25 protein-coding genes are annotated in these 23,396 nt (G+C 75.0%); 9 read left to right on the forward strand and 16 right to left on the reverse strand.

Going from position 1 to position 23,396, the window contains the following annotated elements; genetic code table 11:
* Window positions 1-343: 343 nt before the first annotated feature.
* Window positions 344-583 carry a hypothetical protein gene (locus ACI79H_RS09245; RefSeq protein ID WP_456554077.1) on the forward strand — a complete coding sequence of 80 codons (240 nt, stop codon included), beginning with the start codon at window positions 344-346 and terminating at the stop codon, window positions 581-583.
* An 11-nt stretch (window positions 584-594) separates the two neighbouring features.
* Here the strand turns inward: ACI79H_RS09245 and ACI79H_RS09250 are convergent, their stop codons facing one another.
* Window positions 595-996 carry a hypothetical protein gene (locus ACI79H_RS09250; protein ID WP_456554078.1) on the reverse strand — a complete coding sequence of 134 codons (402 nt, stop codon included), beginning with the start codon at window positions 994-996 and terminating at the stop codon, window positions 595-597.
* A 165-nt stretch (window positions 997-1,161) separates the two neighbouring features.
* Here ACI79H_RS09250 and ACI79H_RS09255 point away from each other — a divergent pair, with 165 nt between their 5' ends.
* From ACI79H_RS09255 to ACI79H_RS09270, 4 genes are all read left to right on the forward strand, one after another.
* Window positions 1,162-1,938, forward strand: a complete 777-nt coding sequence (locus ACI79H_RS09255) for a glycerophosphodiester phosphodiesterase (RefSeq protein ID WP_456554079.1) — start codon at window positions 1,162-1,164, stop codon at window positions 1,936-1,938.
* A gap of 19 nt (window positions 1,939-1,957) precedes the next feature.
* Window positions 1,958-2,695 (forward strand): thymidine kinase, encoded by a 738-nt coding sequence (locus tag ACI79H_RS09260; protein ID WP_456554080.1) that lies wholly within the window; start codon window positions 1,958-1,960, stop codon window positions 2,693-2,695.
* A 191-nt stretch (window positions 2,696-2,886) separates the two neighbouring features.
* The gene (locus ACI79H_RS09265; protein WP_040339339.1) at window positions 2,887-3,231 is read left to right on the forward strand and encodes an RNA polymerase-binding protein RbpA; all 345 of its coding nucleotides are present in this window, start codon (window positions 2,887-2,889) and stop codon (window positions 3,229-3,231) included.
* A gap of 104 nt (window positions 3,232-3,335) precedes the next feature.
* Entirely contained in the window at window positions 3,336-3,890 is a 555-nt protein-coding gene (locus ACI79H_RS09270) for a dihydrofolate reductase family protein (RefSeq protein ID WP_456554081.1), read from the forward strand.
* A gap of 1 nt (window position 3,891) precedes the next feature.
* On the opposite strand, the gene ACI79H_RS09275 is transcribed toward ACI79H_RS09270, so the two are convergent.
* Together ACI79H_RS09275 and lnt are read right to left on the reverse strand one after the other, a co-directional pair.
* Entirely contained in the window at window positions 3,892-4,392 is a 501-nt protein-coding gene (locus tag ACI79H_RS09275) for an FxsA family protein (protein ID WP_456554082.1), read from the reverse strand.
* A 23-nt stretch (window positions 4,393-4,415) separates the two neighbouring features.
* Complete coding sequence (gene lnt / locus ACI79H_RS09280) at window positions 4,416-6,035, reverse strand: apolipoprotein N-acyltransferase (RefSeq protein ID WP_456554083.1); 1,620 nt, start codon at window positions 6,033-6,035, stop codon at window positions 4,416-4,418.
* A 584-nt stretch (window positions 6,036-6,619) separates the two neighbouring features.
* On the opposite strand from lnt, the gene ACI79H_RS09285 reads away from it, so the two are divergent.
* Window positions 6,620-7,150 (forward strand): GNAT family N-acetyltransferase, encoded by a 531-nt coding sequence (locus ACI79H_RS09285; protein WP_456554084.1) that lies wholly within the window; start codon window positions 6,620-6,622, stop codon window positions 7,148-7,150.
* 9 nt (window positions 7,151-7,159) lie between these two features.
* Here ACI79H_RS09285 and ACI79H_RS09290 read toward each other — a convergent pair whose 3' ends face one another.
* Window positions 7,160-8,020, reverse strand: coding sequence for a lysophospholipid acyltransferase family protein (locus tag ACI79H_RS09290; protein WP_456554085.1), 861 nt, complete (start codon window positions 8,018-8,020; stop codon window positions 7,160-7,162).
* A gap of 179 nt (window positions 8,021-8,199) precedes the next feature.
* Here ACI79H_RS09290 and ACI79H_RS09295 point away from each other — a divergent pair, with 179 nt between their 5' ends.
* A complete protein-coding gene (locus ACI79H_RS09295) occupies window positions 8,200-9,054 on the forward strand; it encodes a hypothetical protein (RefSeq protein WP_456554086.1) in 855 nt (284 codons plus the stop codon).
* Window positions 9,055-9,072: 18 nt separating this feature from the next.
* On the opposite strand, the gene ACI79H_RS09300 is transcribed toward ACI79H_RS09295, so the two are convergent.
* The 4 genes from ACI79H_RS09300 to ACI79H_RS09315 all read right to left on the reverse strand — a co-directional run bounded on the left by ACI79H_RS09300 (window position 9,073) and on the right by ACI79H_RS09315 (window position 13,523).
* Complete coding sequence (locus ACI79H_RS09300; RefSeq protein ID WP_456554087.1) at window positions 9,073-11,241, reverse strand: intein-containing Rv2578c family radical SAM protein; 2,169 nt, start codon at window positions 11,239-11,241, stop codon at window positions 9,073-9,075.
* Window positions 11,242-11,287: 46 nt separating this feature from the next.
* Complete coding sequence (locus ACI79H_RS09305; RefSeq protein ID WP_456554088.1) at window positions 11,288-11,851, reverse strand: dihydrofolate reductase family protein; 564 nt, start codon at window positions 11,849-11,851, stop codon at window positions 11,288-11,290.
* A gap of 63 nt (window positions 11,852-11,914) precedes the next feature.
* The gene (locus ACI79H_RS09310) at window positions 11,915-12,394 is read right to left on the reverse strand and encodes an Lrp/AsnC family transcriptional regulator (protein ID WP_456554089.1); all 480 of its coding nucleotides are present in this window, start codon (window positions 12,392-12,394) and stop codon (window positions 11,915-11,917) included.
* Window positions 12,369-13,523, reverse strand: a complete 1,155-nt coding sequence (locus ACI79H_RS09315; RefSeq protein WP_456554090.1) for a M24 family metallopeptidase — start codon at window positions 13,521-13,523, stop codon at window positions 12,369-12,371. Before ACI79H_RS09315 ends, ACI79H_RS09310 begins: the two co-directional genes overlap by 26 nt.
* A gap of 77 nt (window positions 13,524-13,600) precedes the next feature.
* On the opposite strand from ACI79H_RS09315, the gene ACI79H_RS09320 reads away from it, so the two are divergent.
* Window positions 13,601-14,518, forward strand: coding sequence for a 5'-3' exonuclease (locus ACI79H_RS09320; RefSeq protein WP_456554411.1), 918 nt, complete (start codon window positions 13,601-13,603; stop codon window positions 14,516-14,518).
* A 4-nt stretch (window positions 14,519-14,522) separates the two neighbouring features.
* Here ACI79H_RS09320 and ACI79H_RS09325 read toward each other — a convergent pair whose 3' ends face one another.
* The 8 genes from ACI79H_RS09325 to ACI79H_RS09360 form a co-directional block, all read right to left on the reverse strand.
* Window positions 14,523-14,891 carry a DUF4333 domain-containing protein gene (locus ACI79H_RS09325; RefSeq protein ID WP_456554091.1) on the reverse strand — a complete coding sequence of 123 codons (369 nt, stop codon included), beginning with the start codon at window positions 14,889-14,891 and terminating at the stop codon, window positions 14,523-14,525.
* 2 nt (window positions 14,892-14,893) lie between these two features.
* Window positions 14,894-17,731 carry a DEAD/DEAH box helicase gene (locus ACI79H_RS09330; protein WP_456554092.1) on the reverse strand — a complete coding sequence of 946 codons (2,838 nt, stop codon included), beginning with the start codon at window positions 17,729-17,731 and terminating at the stop codon, window positions 14,894-14,896.
* 9 nt (window positions 17,732-17,740) lie between these two features.
* Window positions 17,741-18,646, reverse strand: a complete 906-nt coding sequence (locus ACI79H_RS09335) for a diacylglycerol/lipid kinase family protein (protein ID WP_456554093.1) — start codon at window positions 18,644-18,646, stop codon at window positions 17,741-17,743.
* Between the two features lie 4 nt (window positions 18,647-18,650).
* On the reverse strand, window positions 18,651-19,556 hold the full coding sequence (gene tatC / locus ACI79H_RS09340; protein ID WP_456554094.1) for a twin-arginine translocase subunit TatC: 906 nt from the start codon (window positions 19,554-19,556) through the stop codon (window positions 18,651-18,653).
* Between the two features lie 23 nt (window positions 19,557-19,579).
* Complete coding sequence (gene tatA, locus ACI79H_RS09345) at window positions 19,580-19,918, reverse strand: Sec-independent protein translocase subunit TatA (protein ID WP_456554095.1); 339 nt, start codon at window positions 19,916-19,918, stop codon at window positions 19,580-19,582.
* A gap of 66 nt (window positions 19,919-19,984) precedes the next feature.
* Window positions 19,985-20,191: a hypothetical protein gene (locus tag ACI79H_RS09350; protein WP_456554096.1), complete on the reverse strand. Its 207-nt coding sequence runs from the start codon at window positions 20,189-20,191 to the stop codon at window positions 19,985-19,987.
* A 9-nt stretch (window positions 20,192-20,200) separates the two neighbouring features.
* Window positions 20,201-21,193 (reverse strand): helix-turn-helix transcriptional regulator, encoded by a 993-nt coding sequence (locus ACI79H_RS09355; RefSeq protein WP_456554097.1) that lies wholly within the window; start codon window positions 21,191-21,193, stop codon window positions 20,201-20,203.
* Complete coding sequence (locus ACI79H_RS09360; protein ID WP_456554098.1) at window positions 21,190-22,167, reverse strand: helix-turn-helix transcriptional regulator; 978 nt, start codon at window positions 22,165-22,167, stop codon at window positions 21,190-21,192. Before ACI79H_RS09360 ends, ACI79H_RS09355 begins: the two co-directional genes overlap by 4 nt.
* A gap of 65 nt (window positions 22,168-22,232) precedes the next feature.
* Here ACI79H_RS09360 and ACI79H_RS09365 point away from each other — a divergent pair, with 65 nt between their 5' ends.
* A complete protein-coding gene (locus ACI79H_RS09365) occupies window positions 22,233-23,354 on the forward strand; it encodes a DUF3866 family protein (protein WP_456554099.1) in 1,122 nt (373 codons plus the stop codon).
* Window positions 23,355-23,396: the final 42 nt, after the last annotated feature.

The following is a 23,396-nucleotide window of genomic DNA, read 5'->3' on the forward strand; positions in this document are numbered from 1 at the left end:
GTGCATTATCGGCGTGATGGCGAGGCGGGCCGGAAGGGGCTCCACCGGTCGTCGTCCAGGTGCCTGCGCTTCGTCGGTTCCGCGCACGCGATCGGCCGGCGTTCCGTTCCTCCGATCCGCGCACTGTCGCGGGCGGACGTCCCCTCGACTCCCGTGAGCCGACCGTGTGCTCGGAGTCGATCGTGTCCGGAAGCGGATCGGACGCCTCGAGCCCGCCCGGCGCGCCCGCCCGACGGTGCTCCCCCTTCCAGCCACACCACCCGCATTGCGTCACTGTGACGCAACGACCACCGTCTCCGTGCTTCGACGGGCGGCGCGCACCAGGTGTTCGTAGGGTCGAGCCATGCAGATCCGACGACCTCTGGCCGCACTGATGACCGCCCTGGCGCTGTTCGGCGGTGGCGCGACGCTGACCGCCTGCGGCGATCCGTCGACGCCGAACGAGGGGACGACGGACGACGACAGCGACAACACCGGCGGGGCCGACCGCAGCGACGACGAGGGCCGGGACGACCTGCCGAACAACAGCGACCCGGAGCAGGACACCGAGGACTCGAACGACGACTCGACCGACCCGGACTGATCGGGCGGGGATCAGCCGCGCTCGGTGATCCAGAGGCGGTCGAGGCGCCCGGTGGAGTGCAGGAGGTCGGACAGCGAGCGCTCCAGCTCCGCCTTGGTCGGCTTCTCGGTCAGCAGCGTCTCGACGTCCTCGAGGGCGCAGCGCAGCTGGTAGAGCCGGTCCTGCAGCCCGTCGAGCTCGGCCCGCGAGACCAGGACGACGTCGGCGGGCAGCCCGGCCTTGGCGGTGGCCGAGCGCTGCTCGTAGGCGCGCTGCCGGCACGCCTGGCCGCAGTACAGCCGCGGACGGCCGACCGAGCCCTGCTCGGGGAGCACCCGCCGGCACCACCCGCACCGACGCGCCTCACCGCTCCCCCGGTTGGGCGCGGGGGAGATGGGGGTGTGCGTCGCCGTGCCGGTCGCGTGCTGTGCCACGTCTCGGCACGCTAGACGGCGACGCGGGCCGGACCCGCGGAACACGCCAGGAGCGCCGCCGATCGGGGCCGGGGACGCCGCTCCCGGGTGCTCCGGTGCCGGTCACGGACACGCCGCGGCAGGGGGCCCGCAGCGAACTCGCTGGTGGCTGACTAGCGTGTCGATGTGCCCCCCGCGCGGTTCGCCTTCCTCGACGCGCCGACGCCTCTCGCGATGGCCCACCGCGGCGGCGCGATCGAGCACCTGGAGAACACCCTGCCGGCGTTCCAGGCGTGCGTGGACCTCGGCTACCGGTACCTCGAGACCGACGTGCAGATCACCGCCGACGGCACCCTCGTGGCCTTCCACGACGCCACGCTGGAGCGGGTGACCGACCGGACCGGCCGGGTCGACGCGCTGCCCTGGTCCGAGCTCGCCGACGCCCGCATCGGCGGTCGTGAGCCCATCGTGCGGCTCGAGGACCTCCTGGGCGCCTGGCCGGACGTCAACTTCAACCTCGACATCAAGGCCGCCGGCGTCCTGGCGCCGCTGGTGCGCCTCGTGACCAAGATGGGCGTGGCCGACCGGATCTGCCTGGGCTCGTTCTCCGACGCCCGCATCGCCGCGGCCCGCCGGCTCTTCGGCCCGACCGTCTGCACGTCGCTGGGCCCCCGCGGGGTGGCCGCGCTGCGGCTGTCCTCCTACTCACCCCGGGCCGCCGGTCTCGTGCGGATCCAGGCCGGCTGCGCGCAGGTGCCGCTGCAGCTCGGCGGGCGGGCGCTGGTCGACGAGCGGTTCCTCGCCGCGGCGCACGCCCGGGGCCTGCAGGTGCACGTCTGGACCGTCGACGACCCCGACGAGGCGCGGGCGATGCTCGACCTCGGCGTGGACGGGATCATGACCGACCGGCCGGCCATGCTCCGCGAGGTGCTGGAGGAGCGGGGCCAGTGGGCCTCGCGGTGACCCGCCGCCCGGAGCAGCCGTGAGCGCCGCCGACCCCGCCCCGCTGCCCGGGCCGTCGGCGGTGCCGGCGTCCGGTGACCGCCGGCGCCACCCGGCGCCCGCGCACCTGCGCTTCTTCCACGGCCCGATGGACTGCGGGAAGTCCACCCTGGCGCTGCAGGTCGACCACAACCAGAGCCGACAGGGCCGCCACGGGCTGCTGGTCACCCAGGGCGACCGGTCCGCAGCGCCGCAGATCAGCTCCCGGGTGGGGCTGTGCCGCGCCGCCATCGAGATCGACGGCGCCACGGACCTGCGGCTGCTGGTCCGGGACCGCTGGGCCGAGGGCGACCGGGTCGACTACCTGATCGTCGACGAGGCGCAGTTCCTCACCGCGGAGCAGGTCGACCAGCTCGCCGAGCTCGTGGACGAGTCGCACGTCGACGTCTACGCCTTCGGCCTGACGACGGACTTCCGCACCCTGCTGTTCCCCGGCACCCGGCGCCTGCTGGAGGTCGCCGACGACGTCCAGCGGGTGCAGGTCGAGGTGCTGTGCTGGTGCGGCCTCCCGGGGCTGCTCAACGCCCGCGTGGTGGACGGCGTCATGGTCCGCGCCGGCGAGACCGTCGTGGTGGCCGACACCGCGCCCGCCGAGCTGCCGGGCGAGGCTGCCGGGTCCTCCCCCGCCGTCCGGTACCAGGTGCTCTGCCGCCGGCACCACGTGCGCGGCCAGCTGGGCCCCACCGCGGCCGGTCCGGGCCAGCTCGCGCTCCCCTGAGCCGCCGGACTCACCCGTTCCGGGGGGCGGCGGGCGCCTCCACCCCACCCCATGCGATGATGGGAAGCCATTTGGGCGGAATCTCTTCGCCAATTCTGTCGTTCATCTCTGTGACTCCTCGGTACGTGGGTATGGGCCCTGTACCGGCGTCGAGTCCCGACCGACACCCACGTACGAGAGGACGGTGTGCAATGGGCGAGCGTTCCTTGCGCGGCAGCCGACTGGGCAGCGTCAGCTACGAGACCGAGCGGAACACCGCACCCATCGAGCGCCAGTACGCCGAGTACCGGTGCCCGTCGGGCCACCTGTTCACGGTGCCCTTCGCCGACGACGCCGAGCTCCCCGACACCTGGGAGTGCAAGTTCGACGGTGCCGCGGCCAAGCTGGTCGGCGGCTCCGAGCCGGCGCCCAAGAAGGTCAAGCCCCCGCGCACCCACTGGGACATGCTGCTCGAGCGCCGCTCCGTCGAGGACCTCGAAGAGGTGCTCGCCGAGCGCCTCGAGGTGCTCCGCGGCCGGCGGACCCGCGCCAGCTGACCTCGGCACCCAGCACGTCCGGACGGCCCCGGTGGGATCACCCACCGGGGCCGTTCCGCGTCCGCACCCGATGAGTTCCACCCGCGGCGGCGGTCGTACCGGTCATGAGCCGGGTGATCGCAGGGCAGACCGTGTCGCTGGACGGGTACTTCGTGGACGCCGAGGGTCGGTTCGGCATGCTCTACGCCGACTTCGGGGAACCGGCGGCGGAGGCGTACCTGAAGGCGTCCCAGGCCGAGACCGGCGCCGTCCTGATGGGTCGCCGGACCTTCGACGAGGCGGGTGACCCGGACAGCTACGCCGTCGACTACGAGTACCAGGTGCCGATCTTCGTGCTCACCCACCGGGCGCCGGAGCGCGAGCCCGCCCGCAACGGGAACCTCTACGTCCGGTTCGTCACCGACGGCCTCGAGTCGGCCGTCGCCCAGGCGACCGCGGCGGCCGGTGACCGGGCGGTGACGGTGGTCGGCGGCGGCGACGTCAACCGCCAACTGCTCGCCGCGGGGCTGGCCGACGAGCTCCGGGTGGACGTCATGCCGGTCCTGCTGGGCGGCGGTCGCCGGCTCTTCGACGGCCTGCCGCCCGGCGTGCGCCTCGAGAAGACGTCCGTCGAGGAGTTCGGCGCCCGGACCAGCCTGGTGTTCCGGGTCCTCCGGTAGCTCAGGCCTGCGGCCGCCCGTCCGGGCCGCGGAGCACCTCGCCCTCGATGACCAGCGGCGGGGTGGGGACGACGTCGTCGTGGCGCGGCACCTCGGCCGTGCGGACGCTGTCGACCCGCACCGGCGGCCGCAGCCCCACCGGCAGCCGTGAGGCGACGAGCCGGGTCAGGACGCCGCGCACCAGGGAGCGCGTGCCCGGCAGGAGGCAGAGCAGGCCGAGCACGTCACCGATGAAGCCGGGCAGGACCATGAGCAGCCCGCCGACGGCCACGAGCCCGGCGTCCCCCAGCTCCTTGCCGGCGGCCCGCCGCCTGCGGGCGCTCTCCCGCAGGTCGGTGAGCGCCTTGGTGCCCTGCCGGGCCAGCAGGACCCAGCCGAGAGCGCTCGTCGCCAGGGCGGCGAGCACGGTGGCGCCGGCGCCGATCCACTGGGCGACGAGGACGAACACGACGACCTCGGCCAGCGCGAAGAGCCCGGTGGCGATGCGGATGTGACGTCCCACGCCTGTTCCAACGCGCGGGACGGTCATCCTGCTCCCGGGCCAGAAGCCGACTTCCGGCGCTGCCGGACGGCGGCGGCCAGAGCGCCGACGCCCAGGCCCGTGAGCAGCCACTCGGGGCCGGCACCGAGCCGGGTCGCGATGCTGCGCGAGTCGCGCTGCGCGATCTCCTCGACGAAGACGTCCGGCGTGAACAGCTCCGACCTGCGGACGACGCTGCCGTCGGGGGCCACGACCGCCGAGATGCCGCTGGTGGCCGCCACGGCGACGGTGCGGCCGTGCTCGACGGCGCGCAACCGGCTCATGGCCAGCTGCTGCTCGCTCTCGGCGGTGTAGCCGAACGTCGCGTTGTTGGTCTGGACGACGAGCATGCCGGCGTCGGCGACGTCACCGACGAGGCCGTCGTAGACCACCTCGAAGCAGATCAGGTTGCCGACGGTGGTGCCGCCGATGTCGAGCAGCCCCGGCTCGGTCCCCGCCCGCTGGTCGGTGACCCGGTCCACCTGGGTGCTGAAGAAGCGGAAGAACCCCCGGGCCGGCACGTACTCGGCGAGCGGGACGGGGTGCTGCTTGACGTAGGTCTCCCCCGGCCCCTCGTCGGGGTCCCAGACGATCGCGGTGTTGCTGATGAAGCGGCCGGGCCCCTGCACGATCGCCCCGACGAGGATCGGGGCGTCGACGGCGCGGGCGGCGCGCTCGATCTGCCCGGCGGCGTCGGCGTTGAGGTACGGGTCGATGTCGGAGCTGTTCTCCGGCCACAGGACGACGTCCGGTTGCGTCTGCTCCCCCGCCCGGACGGCATCGGCGAGCTCGAGCGTGCGCTGGACGTGGTTGTCGAGGACGGCGCGGCGCTGGGCGTTGAAGTCCAGGCCCGCCCGGGGCACGTTCCCCTGGATGACGGCGACGGTCGCCGTCGGCCCGCCCGCGGTGAGCGAGGAGCCCGGGAGCGGCAGCCAGGCCAGCGCGCCGATGAGCGGGATCGCGAGCGCGCCGGCCAGGGCCATCGCGAGCGGCCGTGCCGCGGCGCGACGCCGGTCCCGCGGCGCGCGGAGCAGGCGGTGGACGGCGAGCACCCCGGCGGCCAGCAGCGTGCCGGTGAGGGCGACCGCGAAGCTGACCAGCGGCACGCCCCCGTAGGCGGCCAGCGAGAGCAGCGGGCCGTCGGTCTGGCTGAAGCCCAGCCGGCCCCAGGGGAAGCCGCCGAGGACGAAGCGGCCGCGCAGGGCCTCGTCGGCGACCCACAGCGCCGCCGCCCACAGCGGCCACCACCGCAGCCGCGAGGTCAGCGCGGTCGCCGCGCCCAGGAGCGCCAGGTGAACGGCCTCGAAGACCGCCAGCGCGATCCACGGGAAGGGCCCGACGTAGATGCCGGTCCAGGACAGCAGCGGGAGGAAGAAGGCCAGCCCCATCACGAGGCCCAGCCACAGGCCGCCGCGGGCGCTGCGGCCGTGCACGGCCAGGGCGAGCGCGGCGGGGCCCAGGACGGCGAGCGGCACCACGCCGGCGCCGGGGAACGCCGGCACCATGGCCAGCCCGCCGCCCGCGGCGAGCAGCGTCCGCCACGGCAGGCGCACGCCGCGGCGGGGAGCCGGTGCGTCTCCGCGGTCGTCGGCAGGGCGGAGCACCGTGCCAGCTGCTGCGGCCACGCGTGCCCTCCCCGGGATTCCGGTCGTCCCGGTCCGGTCGGACGGGGGGTCGGGACCGCGGCGCTCGTCGCTGCGGCCCTGACCCAGCATCCCATCCCCGGCGTCCCCGGGGACCGGCGACGTCGCGCGGACCCCGGACCTGCCGGGCATGCTCCGCGACCGGTGCGCGCCGGCGGACCGCCCTGGTCGTCCTCGCGTCTTCGGGCCGGACGGCGGCGCGCTGGCTGCGCGGCGCTCGACCGTTGTCTGATGACGCGGTCCTCGAGGGGCTCCGCCGGTGTCGCCGGACGACTCCCCCGGTCTCACGCCGGTCCTCGCGACCCGGTCCGCGCGGTCCGGCCGGAGGGCCGTGCCGCGCCGGCCGGAGGGCCTGCACGCTCGATCCGGAGAGGCACGCCGCGGTGCTCCCGGTGTGGAACTGCAGGGACTGTAAGGACAGTCCGCACCCGTTCGGGCACATGCGGTGATCCTGATGACCACTGTGACCCGATCGTTACCTGGACTGCCGCGGCCCTCTCCCCCGCGGTTGCAGCCGTCCGGTGGACCGCGTGTCGGCGGCGGCGCACCCGGGGTAGCTCCGCTCCGTGGACGGCGGACCGGCGGTGCTCAGCACGCGCAGGCTCCGCCTGCGCCCGTGGACGACGGCCCCGGGGGACCTGGGCCGGCTGGCCGACATCTACGGGCGGCCCGAGGTCACCGACTGGCTCGGCGGCCCCCCGACCGTGCCGATGACCGAGCTCGTCGCGCGGTGGGCGGCGGTCTCCGCGGTCGACGCCCGGCACGGCTGCTGGGCGATCGAGCCGCCCGCCGGGGCTCCCCCGGCCGGCACGCTGCTGTTCAAGCCGCTCCCTCACGGTGTGGGTGAGGTCGAGGTCGGATGGCACCTGCACCCCGACTCGTGGGGACGCGGTTACGCCACCGAGGCCGCGGCGGCCGTCATCGACCGGGCGTTCCAGGCGGGCGTCCCCGAGGTCTACGCCGTGGTCCGGCCGGGGAACGAGCCGTCGCTGGCCGTGTGCCGCCGGCTGGGCATGCAGCCGCTGGGGCGCATGACGCGCTGGTACGACGTCGAGCTGGAGGCCTTCCGGCTGATGGCGCCCGTGGTGGTGGAGTAGCGACCGCGGTCAGCGGCGGCGGACCAGCCCGGTGACGCGCTGCACCAGCGACTTCTTGGGAGCCTTCGGCCCCTCCCCCGCTGCCCGCGCGGCGTCGGCGACGGCGGCCTCCTCCGGGGTGGGAGCGGTCCCGCCGAGGTGGACGGGCAACCACCAGCGGTCCTCGGGGCCGGCCGGCTGCTCGGGGTAGACCCGCTGCGCCTCCTCCAGCAGGGCCTCCATGGCCACCCGGGTGCGGCGCAGCAGCGGCTGCACCTTCTCCCCCGGCTCCGGGACGATCGGCTCGCCCAGGAACACCATGACCGGCGTGCCACGGCGCAGTTGCACCTTGTGGCCCTTGGTGGCGACGCGGTGCCCGCCCCACACGGCGGCCGGGATGATGGGCACCCCCGCGTCGACGGCCATGCGCGCGGCGCCGGCCTTGAGGTCCTTGACCGTGAAGCTGCGGCTGATGGTGGCCTCGGGAAACACGCCGACCACCTCGCCGTCCTTGAGCGCGCGCACGGCGGACTCGAACGCGGCCGCGCCGGCCTTCCGGTCGACCGGGATGTGTCGCATGGCCCGCATGAACGGACCGGCGAACCAGTGGCCGAAGACGGCGGACTTGGCCATGAAACGCACCAGGCGGTGCTGGGAGATCGCGCCCAGCCCCAGGAAGGTGAAGTCGAAGAAGCTGACGTGGTTGCTGCAGATGATCGCGCCGCCGGTCGCCGGCACGTGCTCCGAGCCGCGGACGTCGAACCGGAAGCGGAAGAGCCGGAAGACGACCAGCGTCGCCCGGATCACGAACCGGTAGGGCCGGTCGCGCGGGTCCGGCGCCGCGCCGAACAGGTCACTCCGCACGACGTCGCGCCAGCTCGCGGTGTACATGGCCGGACCCTAACCAACCCGGCTGGGAACTGCCTGGGCGGTGCGCGGACCGAGTGGCCGCCGCCACCACCCGGTGCCCCTGGCCGACACGCCGCCCGTAGGGCGGCGCGGGGTTGTCACGGCGGATGACCACAACAACCGAGTCGGACCATTGTTGGGGATAACGGTAGTGTCCCGTCATGACGCGCGCCTGGCAGCAGCCGTTGCCCGAGATGCCGGTGCCGGACGCCGCACGTGCCTGGCGGCGGTGGCCGCCGCCCCCGGGCTACGAGGTCCAGTGGCGCCGGCTGTCCGAGGCCGCGCTCGAACTGGGGCTCGGCCCCGACCAGCTCGCCGAGACCGGTCTCGGACCGCTGGTGGCCGCGCGGGAGTGGAAGCCCGCGACCGTGGCGCTGTACAGCAAGGTCGCGCGCTACGGCGGGCTGGCGCTGCCACGGGCGCGGACGCCCGAGCCCGACCCCCAGCAGCTGGACCTCCGACCGCTCACCGAGCTGCGTGGTCCGGATCCCGAGCACGTCCGCGCCGTCGCCTGGTGCGCGCTGGCCCTGGCCTGGCCCGCGCCGGTGGGCGCGTTCCGCTCGCTGCGCCGCGACCAGGTGCACGCCGGCACCCGGCGCCTGGTGCTGCGCACCGACGAGGGCGAGTGGGCGGTGCCCGGCGCGCTCGGCGCCTGGCATGCGTGGGAGACGGTGCGAGAGCGCTATCCGGCGCTCGCCGCCAGCCCCTGGGTGCTGCCGGCGCTGCGCCGCGGGCCGGGACTGGACTCGCGGATCGGTGGCCGGCTGTCCAACCAGGCGCTGCAGGTGACCTTCGCCAAGCACGCCGGGCGGACGGCTCAGCACCTGCGGGCGACCGCTCCCCCGTCCCGGCGGGACGCCGTCGCGGAGATCGCGGCGGCGTACCGCGAGCTGTCGTACGACTCCTACCGGCGGCTGGCGCTGGCCGCCGGTGCCCCGCCGGTGTCCTCGCGCGGCGTCGTGCGTGCGGCCCGCTCGGTCGCCCGGTCGTCGCGGGGTGCCCTCCGGGCGGGTTGACGCCCGCCCGGGCCGGGCTCAGAGCAGCGACAGCTGCTCCGCGGCCTCGACCGCCGGAGCCGGTGCCGGGGGGAGCTCCCCCTTCGGCCGCACACCCGGCATCCCGCCGGTGGGCAGGCTGCCGGCCGGGAAGCCGACCTCCTCGTCCCCCGGCACGCCGGTCGCCAGCGGGCCGTCGGTCCCGCGCGCCTCTCCCCCGGTGCGGCGGTCCAGCCCGTGCCGGGCGAGCAGCGGCGCCACCCGCGCCGCCAGCCAGGCCCGGTACTCGGCGGGCACGTAGGCCCGGCGGGCGTACATCCGCTCGTAGCGCGGGACCAGCTCCGGGTGAGCCGTGCGCAGCCACGCCATGAACCACTCGCGGGCGCCGGGCCGCAGGTGCAGCGGGATCACGGTCACCCCGGTCGCGCCCGCCGCAGCGATCGCGCCCAGCGCCTCGTCGAGGGATGCCTCGTCGTCGGTGAGGCCCGGCAGCACCGGCGCGAGGAAGACCCCGCACGGCAGGCCGGCGTCGGCCAGCGCGCGGACCAGGTCCAGCCGGGCCCGCGGCGTCGGCACCCCGGGCTCGAGCGCCGCGTGCAGGGCCTCGTCCCAGATCGCCATGGAGACGCCGAGGCCCAGCGGCACCTGGCGGGCGGCCTCGACGAGGAGCGGGACGTCCCGGCGGAGCAGCGTGCCCTTGGTGAGGATGGAGAACGGCGTCCCGGACCCGGCCAGCGCGCCGATCACCCCGGGCATAAGGCGGTAGCGGCCCTCGGCCCGCTGGTAGGGGTCGGTGTTCGTGCCCAGCGCCACGTGCTCCCGGGCCCACGACGGCCGGGCCAGCTCGCGGCGCAGCACCTCGACCAGGTTCGTCTTCACCACGACCTGCGAGTCGAAGTCGCGCCCCGAGTCGAACTCGAGCCACTCGTGTGTCTTGCGAGCGAAGCAGTTGTGGCTGATGACGCCGTTCGCGACGAAATCACCCGTTCCCGTGGTGATGTCGAACATCGGCATGACGAGCCCGAGGTCGGAGATCTCCTCGACCCGGAGGTCCGCGTCGCTCTTCACCGCGCTGCCGTCGACCACGCACTTGCGGCGTATCGCCGGATCTATGAGGGCTACGAAGCGCATGTGTTCACGAAGCCCGCCGCGCAAGCGGACGCTGCGTACGCGGTTCTTGAGGCCCCTGTCCTCCAGCACGGCGTCGAAGCCGAACGCTGCGAAGGCGTCCTGCGTCCGGGCGAGGATGTCGTCGTCGGCGTTGCTGATGCGCAGGACCCCTCGGCTGCGGCTCCCCTCGGCATCGAAGATCCCGGCGAGGAAGCCCCGTTGCCAGGATGCCGAGGGGCTGGCAGGCCACTGCACCAGTTCCTGGATCCGTGCCACCGACGATGCGGCGGACGTCCGGATGGCTGTCATGGCACGCCGGCTCTCTGACGCCGCCGAGAAGTCGAAGCGATCGGTGGCCACCCCTTCCAGCTCCAGGTAGGCCTGCGTGCGGTGCAGCCCTTCGCCGTCCGCGAGGGCGAGGCGGAAGCGGTGGACGTCCCCGTGCGCCCGTCCTGCGCGCGCGTAACGATAGGTCTTCAGGTTCGCGTCGCCGCGGATCATGCCGGTGAGGTAGCCCCGGCGGTACTCCACGCAGGCCTCGCGGATCGCGACGGTGCTGCCGAAGCCGAGCAGCTTGTCGTTCGTCGTGAGGTGGGGCCGTTGCTCGGCGCCGCTCGTGGCGCCGGTGACGTGCTTCCAGCCGCGGGTCGTGAGGAACCGGTGGTCACCGCTGGCGGTGAGCCGGGTGCCGTCCCGGAGGCTGACGCGGAACGCCGGCTTGGCCGTCGACCAGTGGGCCAGCACCTCCGTCTCGACGTAGTGGCGGTAGGTGCCGCGCCGTTCCGTCCCGATGATGCGGTCGCCGACGCGCAGGTCGGCGATCGGGCGCCGGCTCCCGTCGGCCATCAGGATCTCGGTGTCACCGCTCAGGCAGTAGACGCACGAATGGCTGCAGCCCCGGTACGGGTTGATCGTCCACGGGAACGGCATGGCGGACTCGCCGGGCACGTGGTTGAGCGCTGAGCGCGAGCGCACCTCGTGGAAGGTCAGGCCCGGGAACTCCGGCACCTGCACGCTGCGCAGCAGACCGCGGATGCTCGGCATGCCGGGCAGCGTCGAGGTGTCCTCGAGGTCCAGTCGTTGCGCTTCCCACCGCATGCCGACCATGCGAACACGTGTTCGAAGCGTTGTCCAGAGGAGGAGGTCAGCTCCCGGTCTGGTAGCGGGTCAGCAGCACGCCTCCGGGGAAGGCCCGCGTCTCCACCAGGGTCAGCTGCACCCGTTCCTCGAGCTCCGTGAAGAACGGCGCGCCGCGACCGACCAGGACCGGGTGGGTGACCAGCACGTACTCGTCGATCAACCCGGCCCGCATCGCCGTCGAGGCGAGCGTGGCGCCCCCGATGTCCAGCGGGCCGCCCTCTCCGGACTTCAGCCGGGTGATCTCGTCGACCGCGTCGCCGGTGACGAGGCGGGCGTTCCCGTCGACGGTGCCGAGCGTGGAGGAGAAGACCACCTTCGGCACGGCCTTCCAGCGGCGGGAGAACTCGACGTGCGCTGCCGTGGCCCCGGGCTGCCCGTCGGCGGTCGGCCAGTGCGAGTTCATCGACTCCCAGAGCCGGCGCCCGTACAGCGCCGTGCCCGTGGCGCCCACCCGGTCCGACCACCACTGGAACAGCTCGTCGCTCTGCACGCCCCAGCCGAGGTCGTCGCCCGGCGCGGCGACGTAGCCGTCGAGGCTCACGTTCATGCCGAAGGTCAGTCGTCGCATCGCGCAGCTCCCGTGGGGTCGGTGTACGTGGACCAGACCGGCCCCGCGGGTGGAGGTCATCGGTCAGAGCGGAGGGCGGTCCTCGAAAGGCGTGGAGAGCACGACCGTCGTGCGCGTCGAGACGTTCGCGCAGCCCCGGATCTCGCGCAGCAGCAGCTCCAGCGCGTCCGGCGAGGCCACCCGGACCTTGAGGATGTAGCTCTCCTGCCCCGCCACCGCGTGGCACTCCTCGATGGCGCTCAGGTGCGCCAGCAGCGCCGGCGGGTCCTCGGTCTGCGCGCCGATCGGCGTGATGGAGACGAAGGCGGTCAGCGGCAGGCCCAGCAGCTTCGGATCCAGCGTCGCCCGGTAGCCGGTGATCAGCCCGCGCTGCTCGAGCCGCCGTACGCGCTGGTGGACCGCCGACACCGACAGCCCCACCTTGTCGGCCAGCTCGGTGTAGCTTGCCCGCCCATCGCGCGCCAGGGCCGCCAGCAGCGACCGGTCGACGTCGACCGGCGGAGCGGCGACGCCGTCCTCAGCCGGGGAGTTCGACGAGCTCACGCGGACCGACGTTGAGCGAGCGGGCACCGTCGTCGGTGCAGACGACGATGTCCTCGATCCGGGCGCCGCAGCGCCCCGCGAGGTAGATGCCCGGTTCGACGGAGAACGCCATCCCGGGCTCCAGCGGCAGGTCGTTGCCCTCGACGATGTAGGGCGCCTCGTGCGAGTCCAGGCCGATGCCGTGCCCGGTGCGGTGGATGAAGTGCTCGCCCCAGCCCGCCTCGGCGATGACCCGGCGGGCGGCGGCGTCCACCTGCTCGGCGGTCACCCCCGGCCGGACGGCGGCCACCGCGGCCTGCTGCGCGGCGTGCAGCACGCCGTACCACTCGGCGACGTCGGACGGCGCGCTGCCGCCGACCACGTAGGTGCGGGTGCAGTCCGACCGGTAGCCGGTCGCGGTCTCGCCACCGATGTCGACGACGACGACGTCGCCGGCGCGGATCGTGCGGTCCGACAGCTCGTGGTGCGGGCTGGCGCCGTTGGGCCCGGAGCCCACGATGGTGAAGTCGACGCCGACGTGCCCCTCCTCGAGGATCGCCGCGGCGATGTCGGCACCCACCGCCGCCTCGGTCCGGCCCACGGTCAGGAACCCGGCCATGCGGGCGTGCACGCGGTCGATCGCGGCGCCCGCCAGGGCGAGCTCCTCGATCTCGGCGGGCTGCTTGACCATGCGCAGCCGGTCGAGCACCGGCCCGGCCAGCTCGAGCGCCGAGCCCGGCAGCGCCCGCTGCACGCCCAGCGCGTGCTCGGCCCAGGTGCGCGCGCCCACCGCGACGCGGGAGGGCGCGGCCCCGAGGCGCGCGGTCGCGGCCTGCGCCAGCAGCGCGAAGGGGTCGTCGGTCTCGTCCCACGCGAGGACGTCCAGGCCCAGCGCACCCGCCGGGCTCACCTCGACCATGGGTGCCTCGAGCCGGGGCACGACGAGGAACGGCTCGCCCTCCCGCGGCACGGCCAGCGCGGTCAACCGCTCCATCGCGTGGGCGTGGTAGCCGGTCAGGTAGCGGAGGTCCGACCCGGGCGTGAGCACCAGCAGATCGGTGCCGGCCTCGGCAGCGAGCCCGCGGGCGGCGTGCACCCGCTCGACGGTGACGAGCGGCCGGGCGCTCGGCGTCCCTGAGGCGGATCCCACGGGCGCAGACTAACCGTGGCCTCCGACACGCTCCGCACGTGTCGACCGACCGGCTAGCGTCCCGAGCCGTGACGACCATGCTGCTGGACGCCGCCTCGCTGTACTTCCGGGCGTTCTACGGGGTGCCCACCAGCATCACCACGCCCGACGGGCGGCCGATCAACGCCGTCCGCGGCTTCCTCGACATGACCGCACGCCTGCTCACCGCCCACGGCCCCGACCGGCTGGTCGCGTGCTGGGACGACGACTGGCGGCCCGCCTTCCGCGTCGAGGCGCTGCCCTCGTACAAGGCGCACCGCGTCGCCACCGAGGGCGAGGAGGAGGTACCCGACGAGCTGAGCCCCCAGGTGCCGATCCTGGTGGAGGTCCTGGCCGCGGCGGGCATCGACCGCGTCGGCGCCCCCGGCTACGAGGCCGACGACGTCATCGGGACGCTGGCCACCCGCGCCCGCGGACCGGTCGACATCGTCACCGGCGACCGCGACCTCTTCCAGCTCGTCGACGACGGGCGCGGCGTCCGCGTGCTCTACACCGCCCGCGGCATCGCCGACATCGAGAGCGTCGACGAGGCCGCCGTCGCCGCGAAGTACGGCATCCCCGGCCGCGCCTACGCCGACTTCGCGGTGCTGCGCGGGGACCCGAGCGACGGGCTCCCCGGGGTCGCCGGCGTCGGGGCGAAGACCGCGGCCGCGCTGATCAACGAGTTCGGCGACCTCGCGGGCATCCGCGCGGCCGCCGGGCGCACGGTCGTCGCCAAGGCCCCGCTCACCGCCGCCGTGCTCAGGAAGCTGCACGCCGCCGCCGACTACCTCGACCGTGCGCCGGTGGTCGTCGCCGTGGCGAAGAACATCGACCTGCCGGCGGTCGAGGGCACGCTCCCCCGGTCCCCCGCAGACCGAGGTGCCTTGGCGGAGCTCGCCGAGGAGCACGGCCTGCAGTCCTCGCTGGGCCGGCTGGGCGCCGCGCTGGGCTGGCCCGCCGACGCCCTCGACTGAGGCGTCAGCCGACGTCCCAGCTGTAGGCGGCCGGGTCCTCGTCGGTGATGGTGACGACGAGGGTGAGGTCCTCGCCGTCGTCGGTCTCGGCGTCGCACTCGTAGGACCTGCCCTCGCTCACCTGCATGTCCCGCGGGCAGTCGACGTCCACCCCGACGTCGTAGCGCTCCTCGAACTGCTCCGCGACGTCGCTCTGCACTCGCGCGTCGTCGAGCAGCGTGGGACCCAGACCGGCCCACCGGGCGACGGCCAGGGCGGCCACGACCACGACCACCACCAGCCACCCGAGGAGCGGGCGGAGGAGGCGCCGTGGCCTCGCCGGGGCCGCCGTGCCCGGAGCGGTCTCCTCGGGTGCACCCGGGACGTCGGTCATGGTCAGCCCCCCACCGCGACGGCGACGACGCCCCGCCGCACCTTGCCCACCGCGGCCCGCGCCACGGACGCCACCGCATCGTCGGCCACCTTGGCGACCTGGTCCAGCAGGTCGATCAGCTGGCGCATCCAGCGCACGAAGTCACCACCCGAGAGCTCCGTGCCGGCCTGCTCGGCCCCGGCGAGCACCCGGTCCAGGCTCTGCCCGTCGGCCCAGCGGTAGGCGGCCCAGGCGAAGCCGAGGTCGAGGTCCCGGGTGACCCGCACGCCGTACGCGGCCTCGACGTCCTCCAGGCGGGAGCGGACCTGGCGCATCTCCGCGATCGCCGCGGCGACCTTGCCGGCCGGGATGGCCGGCAGCGAGACCAGGTCGCGGCGGGCCTCGAAGACGACGGTGGACGCGGCCGCGGCCAGCTCGGCGGCGTTCAGCCCCCGCCAGGCGCCGGCCCGCAGGCACTCGGCGACCAGCAGGTCGGCCTCGGACCAGAGCCGCGCCAGGCGCCGGCCGTCGTCGGTGACCACCGCGGCGTCGTCGGCCGCGCCGAGGACGACGGTGTCGGCCGGCACCAGCTGCACCGGCTCCGGCACGAGGTACCCGAGCTCCTCGAGGACGTCGCAGGTGGCGTCGAACTGCCGGGTCAGCGAGCCGGTGCGCTCGGCCATGGTCCGGTGCAGCTGCTCGGCCTCCCTGACCGCGCGCAGCCACCGCTCCGCGACCCGGACGCGCTCCTCGCGGTCGGGCAGCGCGTGCACCGGGTGGCGGCGCAGCGCGGAGCGCAGGTCGGCCAGCACCGGGTCGTCGGCTGCCGCCGAGCGGCCCTTGCGCACCATCCGGGCACCGAGATCGTGCTCCACGCGGGCGTTGCGCAGGGTGGAGGCGAGGTCGCGGCGGGCGTGCGGGCTGCGGTGGTTGAAGTTCTTGGGCACCCGGACCCGGGCCAGCGCGCTCACCGGCGTCGGGAAGTCGACCGAGGCCAGCCGGCCGGCCCACTTGTCCTCGGTGAGCACGAGCGGGCGCGGGTCGGCCAGGTCGGTGATGCCGGGGTCCAGCACGACGGCCAGGCCCTGGCGCCGTCCCGAGGGCACCCGGATGACGTCGCCCGGGCGGAGCGCGGCCAGCGCGTCGGCGGCCTCCATGCGGCGCTTGGCCTGCGAGTCGCGGGAGAGCTCCTTCTCGCGGTCGGAGATCTCCCGGCGCAGCTGGGCGTACTCCCCCACGTCACCGCGGTCGGAGTGCATGTCGGCCGCGAACCGCTCGGCCTCGCGCTCGTGCCGGGCGGCCGCGCGGGCCAGCCCGACGACCGAGCGGTCGGCCTGGAACTGCGCGAACGACGACGCGAGCAGCTCCCGCGCCCGGGCCCGGCCGAACGAGCCGACCAGGTTGACCGCCATGTTGTAGCTCGGCCGGAAGCTGGAGCGCAGCGGGTAGGTGCGGGTGCTGGCCAGCCCCGCGACCACCGAGGGGTCCATGCCCGGCGCCCAGATGACGACGGCGTGCCCCTCGACGTCGATCCCGCGCCGCCCGGCCCGGCCGGTGAGCTGCGTGTACTCCCCCGGCGTGACGTCGACGTGCGCCTCGCCGTTCCACTTCACCAGCCGCTCGAGGACGACGGTGCGCGCCGGCATGTTGATCCCCAGCGCCAGGGTCTCGGTGGCGAACACCGCCTTGACCAGGCCGCGCACGAAGCACTCCTCCACCGTCTCCTTGAAGGCGGGGACGAGGCCGGCGTGGTGGGAGGCGAGGCCGGCGAGCAGCCCCTCACGCCACTCCCAGTAGCCGAGGACGTGCAGGTCCTCCTCCGGCAGCGACCCGGTGCGCTCGTCGATGATCGCGGCGATCTCGGCGCGCTCGACCTCGTCGGTGAGCCGCAGCCCGCTCATCAGGCACTGGTGGACGGCCGCGTCGCAGCCGGTGCGGCTGAAGACGAAGGTGATCGCCGGCAGCAGGCCCGCCTTGTCCAGCCGCTCGATGACGTCGGACCGGGCCGGGGGGCGGTGCCGCGGCCGGTGCCCGCTGTCCCGGCGCCCGGGGCCGCCCCAGGCGTCCAGCCGCCGCTCGTGCTCGCGCACGTAGCGGACCAGCTCCGGGTCGACGACGGAGGCGCCGCGCTCGCGCGTGGACAGCGGGCGCGGGCTGTCGCCCAGCTCGGCGGCGTGCGCGGCCGGGCGCAGCGAGAACAGGTCGAAGACGCGGTTGCCGACGAGCATGTGCTGCCACAGCGGGATGGGGCGCACCTCGCTGACCACGACCTCGGTGTCGCCGCGCACGGTGACCAGCCAGTCGGCGAACTCCTCGGCGTTGCTGACCGTCGCCGACAGCGAGACCAGCGTGACCGACGGCGGGAGGTGGATGATCACCTCCTCCCAGACCGCGCCGCGGAACCGGTCGGCGAGGTAATGCACCTCGTCCATCACCACGTAGCCCAGGCCGGTGAGCGCCGGCGACTCGGCGTAGAGCATGTTGCGCAGCACCTCGGTGGTCATCACCACCACGGGCGCGTCGCCGTTCACCGCGTTGTCCCCGGTGAGCAGCCCGACGCGCTCGGGCCCGTAGCGCTCGACGAGGTCGTTGTACTTCTGGTTCGACAGCGCCTTGATCGGCGTCGTGTAGAACGCCTTGCGCCCCTCGGACAGCGCCTTGTGCACGGCGAACTCGCCGACGACGGTCTTGCCGGCGCCCGTCGGTGCGCAGACCAGCACGCCGGAGCCGCGGTCCAGGGCCTCGCACGCCTCGACCTGGAACGGGTCGAGGGAGAAGCCCAGCTCGGCGGTGAAGTCGGCGAGGGCCGGATGGGCCGTCCGGCGCCGGGCAGCGGCGTACCGCTCAGCGGGGCTGGACATGCCCCCACGTTAGGCGCGTCGCGCGTCCCCGGCTCGCTGCGTCCCGACGACGCGCACCGCGCCCGGCACGCACTCCGCGACGACGGGGAGCGGGGCCACCGGCTCGCCGTCGGCGTAGGTCGTGACACCGGGGCAGGCCAGCTCCACGCGGGTGGCCCGGAAGGTCTGCACCGCCGGGTGCCGCACGTGCGAGCCGTCGGCCAGCCGCGGCCGCGTGCGGACGAGCTCGCGGCGGCTGACCGGCCCGACGACGGTGACGTCGAGACGGCCGTCCGCGGGGTCGGCGTCGGGGCAGATCCGCAGACCGCCGCCGTACCAGGCGGTGTTGCCGACGGCGATCATCGTCGCGGGCACCGTCCGCTCCTCGCCGTCCAGGCCGAGGGTGATCGCGTACGGGCGCAGCCGGGCGAGCTCGAGCAGCACCGCGAGGTCGTACCGCCGCCGGCCGCGAGGCCAGCGCAGCCGGTTGGCCCGGTCGGTGACCGCGGAGTCGAAGCCGCAGCACAGCACCGTGGCCCACCAGCGGTCGCCGACCCGGCCGGCGTCGATCGCGCGCCCCTCCCCCGCGTGCAGGTCGGCGCCGACCGCCCGGGCTGCGGCGACGGGATCGGCCGGCACGCCCAGGGCCAGCGCCAGGTCGTTGCCGGTGCCGGCGGCCACCAGGCCCAGCGCGGTGCCCGTCCCGGCGACGGCCTGCAGCGCGGCGTGCGCGGTCCCGTCGCCGCCGACGGCCACCACCGCGGCGGCTCCGGAGGCGACCGCGGCGCACGCCTGCACCTCGGCCTCCGCGCCCGTGGCCGCGGGGAGCACCCGCGGGCTCAGCCCGGCCGCGCGCAGCTCGCCGAGCACCGTCCCGGCCAGCGGAGCGGCCCGCCCGCGCCCGGCCGCGGCGCTGACGAGGACGGCGACGTCCACCGCGTCAGCCGCGGGTGGAGGCCGACGAGGAGCCCTGCGGCTCGTCCAGCGCGGACGGGCGGGCGTCCAGCGGGGAGGCCTCGTCGTCGCCGAGACCGGGGAAGCCCGCGGCCGCCTCCCGGCGCGCCCGGCGGCGGTCGACGAACCGGGCGATCTGGATGGCCACCTCGAACAGCAGGATCATCGGCCCGGCCATGGCCAGCATGGTGAAGGGGTCCTGCGTCGGCGTGACGAAGGCGGCGAACACGATCGTCAGGAAGAAGATCCAGCGCCGGCTCTTCGCCAGCACCTCGTGGCTGAGCACGCCCACCAGGTTCAGGGCCACGGCGAGCAGCGGCAGTTCCAGCGAGAGCCCGAACGCCACCAGCAGGCTGATGACGAAGCCCAGGTAGTCCGGGGCGGTCAGCTGGAAGGCGACCTCGTCACCGGCCAGCGACAGCAGCAGCTCCAGGCCCTTCTGCAGGGTCAGCCAGGCCAGGAAGGCGCCCGCCGCGAACAGCACCGTGGCCGACGCGACGAAGGCGACGGTGTAGCGCCGCTCGTTGCGGTGCAGCCCCGGCGTGATGAACGCCCACAGCTGGTAGAGCCAGAACGGCGCGGAGAGCACCGCACCGGCGATCAGGCCGATCTTCAGCCGCAGCAGCACGCCGCCGAACACGTCGAGCACCACCAGCCGGCAGTCCTCGTCGCCCTGGAAGCGGAAGCTGCCGGGCAGGTCGCAGTAGGGCTCGGTCAGGAAGGTGAGCAGGCCGTGGTCGTACCAGAGGAACCCGACGACGGTGCCCAGCGCCAGCGCCAGCAGGGCCTTGGCGATCCGGTTGCGCAGCTCGGTCAGGTGCCCGACCAGCGGCATCGTGGCCTGCGGGTCGCGGGCCTTCCGGCGCCTGCGCCGCGGGGGCGCCTCGCTCACCGTCGTCCGGTCCGGTGCGGGGCTCAGCGGGGCTGGTCGGACGCGCGTGCCTGCTCGGCGCGGGCGCGGAGCTCCGCTGCCCGCAGCTCGGCGGCGCGGGCCTCGGCCGCCAGGGCGTCGGCCTCGAGGTCCTGGCGCGGGGCCGGGGGCACGATCTCGCCGCGGACCGTCGTCTGCGCGGGGTCCTTGCCGCGGAGACCCCCGCCCGCGGAGTCGTCGTCCTTCATGCCCTTCATCTCGCCCTTGAAGATGCGCAGCGAGCGGCCGAGCGAGCGCGAGGCGTCGGGCAGCTTCTTGTAGCCGAACAGCAGCAGGATGGCCAGGATGATCAGGCCGATCTCCAGCGGGCCGAGTGAGCCCATGACACGTCCTCCAGAAGTCGGTTCCGCGCCGATGCTACGCCCGGCGCAGACCGCTCCCCCGCAGCGTCAGCCCGCCGACGTCGTCCCGTCGGGCTCGGACCGCGCCTTCTCGGCGGTGGCCGCCACGCGGTCGAGCAGCGGCTGCACCTCCCGCTCGAAGGCGGTCACCTCGCGCGCCAGCCGCGCGCGGGCACCCAGGACGCCGTGGGCGACGGCGCCGAGGACGACGGCGCAGAGCACCACGACGACGATCCACACGACCAGCAGCAGCACGCGCCGACCCTAGCCGGTGGCGCCCGGCGCGGCGGGGGGCCGGACCCCGTACCGGGCCAGGGCCGCCCGCGCGTCGGCGGCGATCTCCGCGGCCAGGCCGGCCGGCTCGTCGACCAGCGCGTCGCCGCCCAGCGAGGCGACCAGCCGGCGCGCCCAGGCCAGGTCCGCGGTGCGCACGGTGACCGCCAGACCCCCGGGCGGGTCGTCGACGGGCGTGGCGGCGTCGACCGGGTAGTACTCGGCGACCCACCGGGCGCCGCGGGCCAGCCGCAGCCGCACCACCGGCGAGCCGGGCTCGGGCTGGTAGACGCCGCCCTCGACGTCGCGTTCGTGCGCCTGCGGCGGCGGGGCCGCCGGCTCGTCGAGGACGACGACGTCGTCGACCCGGTCGAGGCGGAACAGCCGCACGCCCTCCACCCGGCGGCACCAGGCCTCCAGGTACCAGCGGCCGTCGACCAGCAGCAGCCGCATGGGGTCGACGGTGCGCTCGGTGCGCTCGTCGCGGGTGGGCACGTAGTAGTGCAGGTGCAGGGCGCGGCTGCGCTGCAGCGCCTCGCGGACCACGGCCAGGGTCTCCTCGCGGGCGTCGACGCTGACCTTGACCGGGGTCACCTCGGCCGCGTGCCCGGCCGCGGCGGCCACCTTGGCCAGCGCCCGGCTCACCGCCTCGCCCTCGGCCAGCCCGGGCAGCTCGAGCAGGGTCTTGAGGGCCACGACCAGCGCGACCGCCTCGTCGGTGGTCAGGCGCAGCGGCCGGACCATGCCCGCGGTGAAGGTGACGTGCACCCGGTCGCCCTCGAAGGAGAGGTCGATCAGGTCGCCCGGGCCGTGGCCGGGGAGCCCGCACATCCACAGCAGCTCGAGGTCGCCGCGCAGCTGCCGCTCGGTGACGCCGAAGTCGCGGGCCGCCTCCTGCAGGCGGACGCCGTCGGGCCGTGCGGTGAGGTACGGGATGAGCGCCAGCAGCCGGGTCATCCGGTCGGTGGTGCCGGTCGTCGTCACTGCGCTCCCATCGCGGCCAGCCGGGTGAGGCGGGCGATCACGGCCTCGCGGATCTCGGCCGGGCCCTCGACGACGACGTCGGCACCCAGGGCGGCCAGCTGCCCGGCCAGACCCCACGGCTCGGTGGTGCGCAGCTCGAGCCGGTCCTCCGTGCCGTCCTCGGTGGTGCCCAGGTGGGTGGCCCACCGGCGCAGCCCGACGGCGGTGCCCGGACGGGCGCGCACGACGACCAGCGTCTCCTGGCCGCCGACCTGCGCGGCGACCATCGCGCCGAGGTCGAGGTCGGCCGGCGGCTCGAACGCCCCGGCGGGCCCGGTCGGCTTGGGGGTGCCGACCACGCGGGAGAGCCGGAACATGCGGGGCTGCTGCCGGTCGAGGTCCAGGCCGCCGACGTACCAGCGGCCGTGCCAGGCGATGACGCCCCACGGCTGCACGTGCCGGCGGGTGGGGACGTCCTCGTCGGGGCGCTGGTAGTCGAACTGCAGCGCGCGGCGGTCCCGGGCGGCGGCGTAGACCGGCTCGAAGGCGGGCTCACCGGCGTCCAAGCGGGGCTGCAGCGGGATGCCGCCGCCGGCCTCGACGTCGACGCCGGCGGCGCGCAGCTTGACCAGGGCGCTCTGCGCCGCGCCGGCGAGCTGCGCGGACTCCCACAGCCGCAGGGCCAGGCCGACGGCCGCGGCCTCCTCACCGGTCAGCCGGATCTCCGGGAGCTCGTAGTCGGCCCGGGCGATGCGGTAGCCGTCCTCGGTGTCGAAGACGCTGGTGCGCCCGGTCTCCAGCGGCACGCCCATCTCGCGGAGCTCGGCCTTGTCCCGCTCGAACATCCGCTTGAACGCCTCGTCGGCGCGGTCGGTGCCGTCGTCGGGCTCGTAGCCGGGCACCGTGGCCCGGATGCGGGCGGCGGTGACGTACTGGCGGGTGCTCAGCAGCGCGATGACCAGGTTCACCAGTCGTTCCGCCCGCTTGGCCGCCACGGGGCCCAGGCTAGCGGGACCGCGCCGTCCAGCCGTCTCCCGGGACGCTGGATAGCCTGCGGGGCATGAGCACTCCCCCGCCCTCCCGCATCCGCTGGCGGCGCGGGGAGGTGACCGCGGTGGGTCGCGTCTGGCGCGACGCGCTCGAGCTGACGGTGGCCGTGGCCGACGACGGCGAGGTCCGGGCCCTGGCGTACCCCTCGCTGGTGGGCGTGCCCGAGGTGGGCGACGACGTGCTGCTCAACACGACGGCGTGGGCGCAGAACCTGGGCACCGGCGGCTACGCGCTGGTGGTCGCCGTCCCCGACCGGCTGCCGCCGGACCCGACCGGCCCCGGGCACCTGGTCAAGGCCCGGTACACGCCGCTGCAGGTCACCGTGCAGGGCGTCGACGAGCAGGACACCGAGCACCACGCGACGCTGGCCGAGGCCGACTCGCTGGACGGCATGCCGGTGGTGGTGGCCGACCTGCACTCGGCACTGCCGGCGGTGCTCATCGGGATGCTGGCCACCGACCCCGACCTGAGGGTCGCCTACGTCATGACAGACGGCGGGGCGCTCGCGGCCGGGTTCTCCCGGACCCTCGACGCGCTGCGCCGGTCGCTGGCCGGCGTCGTCACCGTGGGGCAGTCCTTCGGCGGCGACCTCGAGGCGGTCACGGTGCACACCGGGCTCCTGGCCGCCAAGCACGTGCTGGGCGCCGACCTGGCGATCGTCACCCAGGGTCCGGGCAACCTGGGCACCGGGACGCCGTGGGGCTTCTCCGGCGTCGCCGCCGGCGAGGCGTGCAACGCCGTCACCGTGCTCGGCGGGCAGGCCATCGGGGCGCTGCGCATCTCCGACGCCGACCCGCGGCCCCGGCACCGCGGGGTGTCCCACCACTCGCTCACCGCGTTCGGGCGGGTGGCGCTGGGCGGGGTGACGCTGGTGGCGCCGCGCGGGCTCGGGTCGGAGCTGGGTGCGCAGGTCGACGAGGACCTCGCCGGCCAGCCGGCCCGGAACCCGGTCGTGTGGGTGGACACCGACGGTCTGGAGGACGCCCTCGGCCTCTCCCCCGTCCCGCTGCGGACCATGGGCCGCGGCATGCCCGAGGAGCGCGCCTACTTCCTCGCCGCCGCGGCCGCCGGCCGATACGCCGCCCTGCAGGCACCCGTGGACGTGGAACCGGAGCCCGAGCGCACCCCCTGACCCCTGCTTCTCCGCGGAAAAGCAGACCGCCTTTCCGCGGAA

Source organism: Blastococcus sp. SYSU D01042 (assembly GCF_054050515.1).

Bases quoted from the DNA above. Each gene is read 5' to 3' on its own strand.
- ACI79H_RS09245 (WP_456554077.1), top strand. From the start codon at position 344: ATGCAGATCCGACGACCTCTGGCCGCACTGATGACCGCCCTGGCGCTG.
- ACI79H_RS09265 (WP_040339339.1), top strand. From the start codon at position 2,887: ATGGGCGAGCGTTCCTTGCGCGGCAGCCGACTGGGCAGCGTCAGCTAC.
- ACI79H_RS09270 (WP_456554081.1), top strand. From the start codon at position 3,336: ATGAGCCGGGTGATCGCAGGGCAGACCGTGTCGCTGGACGGGTACTTC.
- ACI79H_RS09290 (WP_456554085.1), bottom strand. From the start codon at position 8,020: ATGTACACCGCGAGCTGGCGCGACGTCGTGCGGAGTGACCTGTTCGGC.
- ACI79H_RS09295 (WP_456554086.1), top strand. From the start codon at position 8,200: ATGACGCGCGCCTGGCAGCAGCCGTTGCCCGAGATGCCGGTGCCGGAC.
- ACI79H_RS09300 (WP_456554087.1), bottom strand. From the start codon at position 11,241: ATGCGGTGGGAAGCGCAACGACTGGACCTCGAGGACACCTCGACGCTG.
- ACI79H_RS09305 (WP_456554088.1), bottom strand. From the start codon at position 11,851: ATGCGACGACTGACCTTCGGCATGAACGTGAGCCTCGACGGCTACGTC.
- ACI79H_RS09320 (WP_456554411.1), top strand. From the start codon at position 13,601: ATGCTGCTGGACGCCGCCTCGCTGTACTTCCGGGCGTTCTACGGGGTG.
- ACI79H_RS09325 (WP_456554091.1), bottom strand. From the start codon at position 14,891: ATGACCGACGTCCCGGGTGCACCCGAGGAGACCGCTCCGGGCACGGCG.
- ACI79H_RS09330 (WP_456554092.1), bottom strand. From the start codon at position 17,731: ATGTCCAGCCCCGCTGAGCGGTACGCCGCTGCCCGGCGCCGGACGGCC.
- tatA (WP_456554095.1), bottom strand. From the start codon at position 19,918: ATGGGCTCACTCGGCCCGCTGGAGATCGGCCTGATCATCCTGGCCATC.
- ACI79H_RS09365 (WP_456554099.1), top strand. From the start codon at position 22,233: ATGAGCACTCCCCCGCCCTCCCGCATCCGCTGGCGGCGCGGGGAGGTG.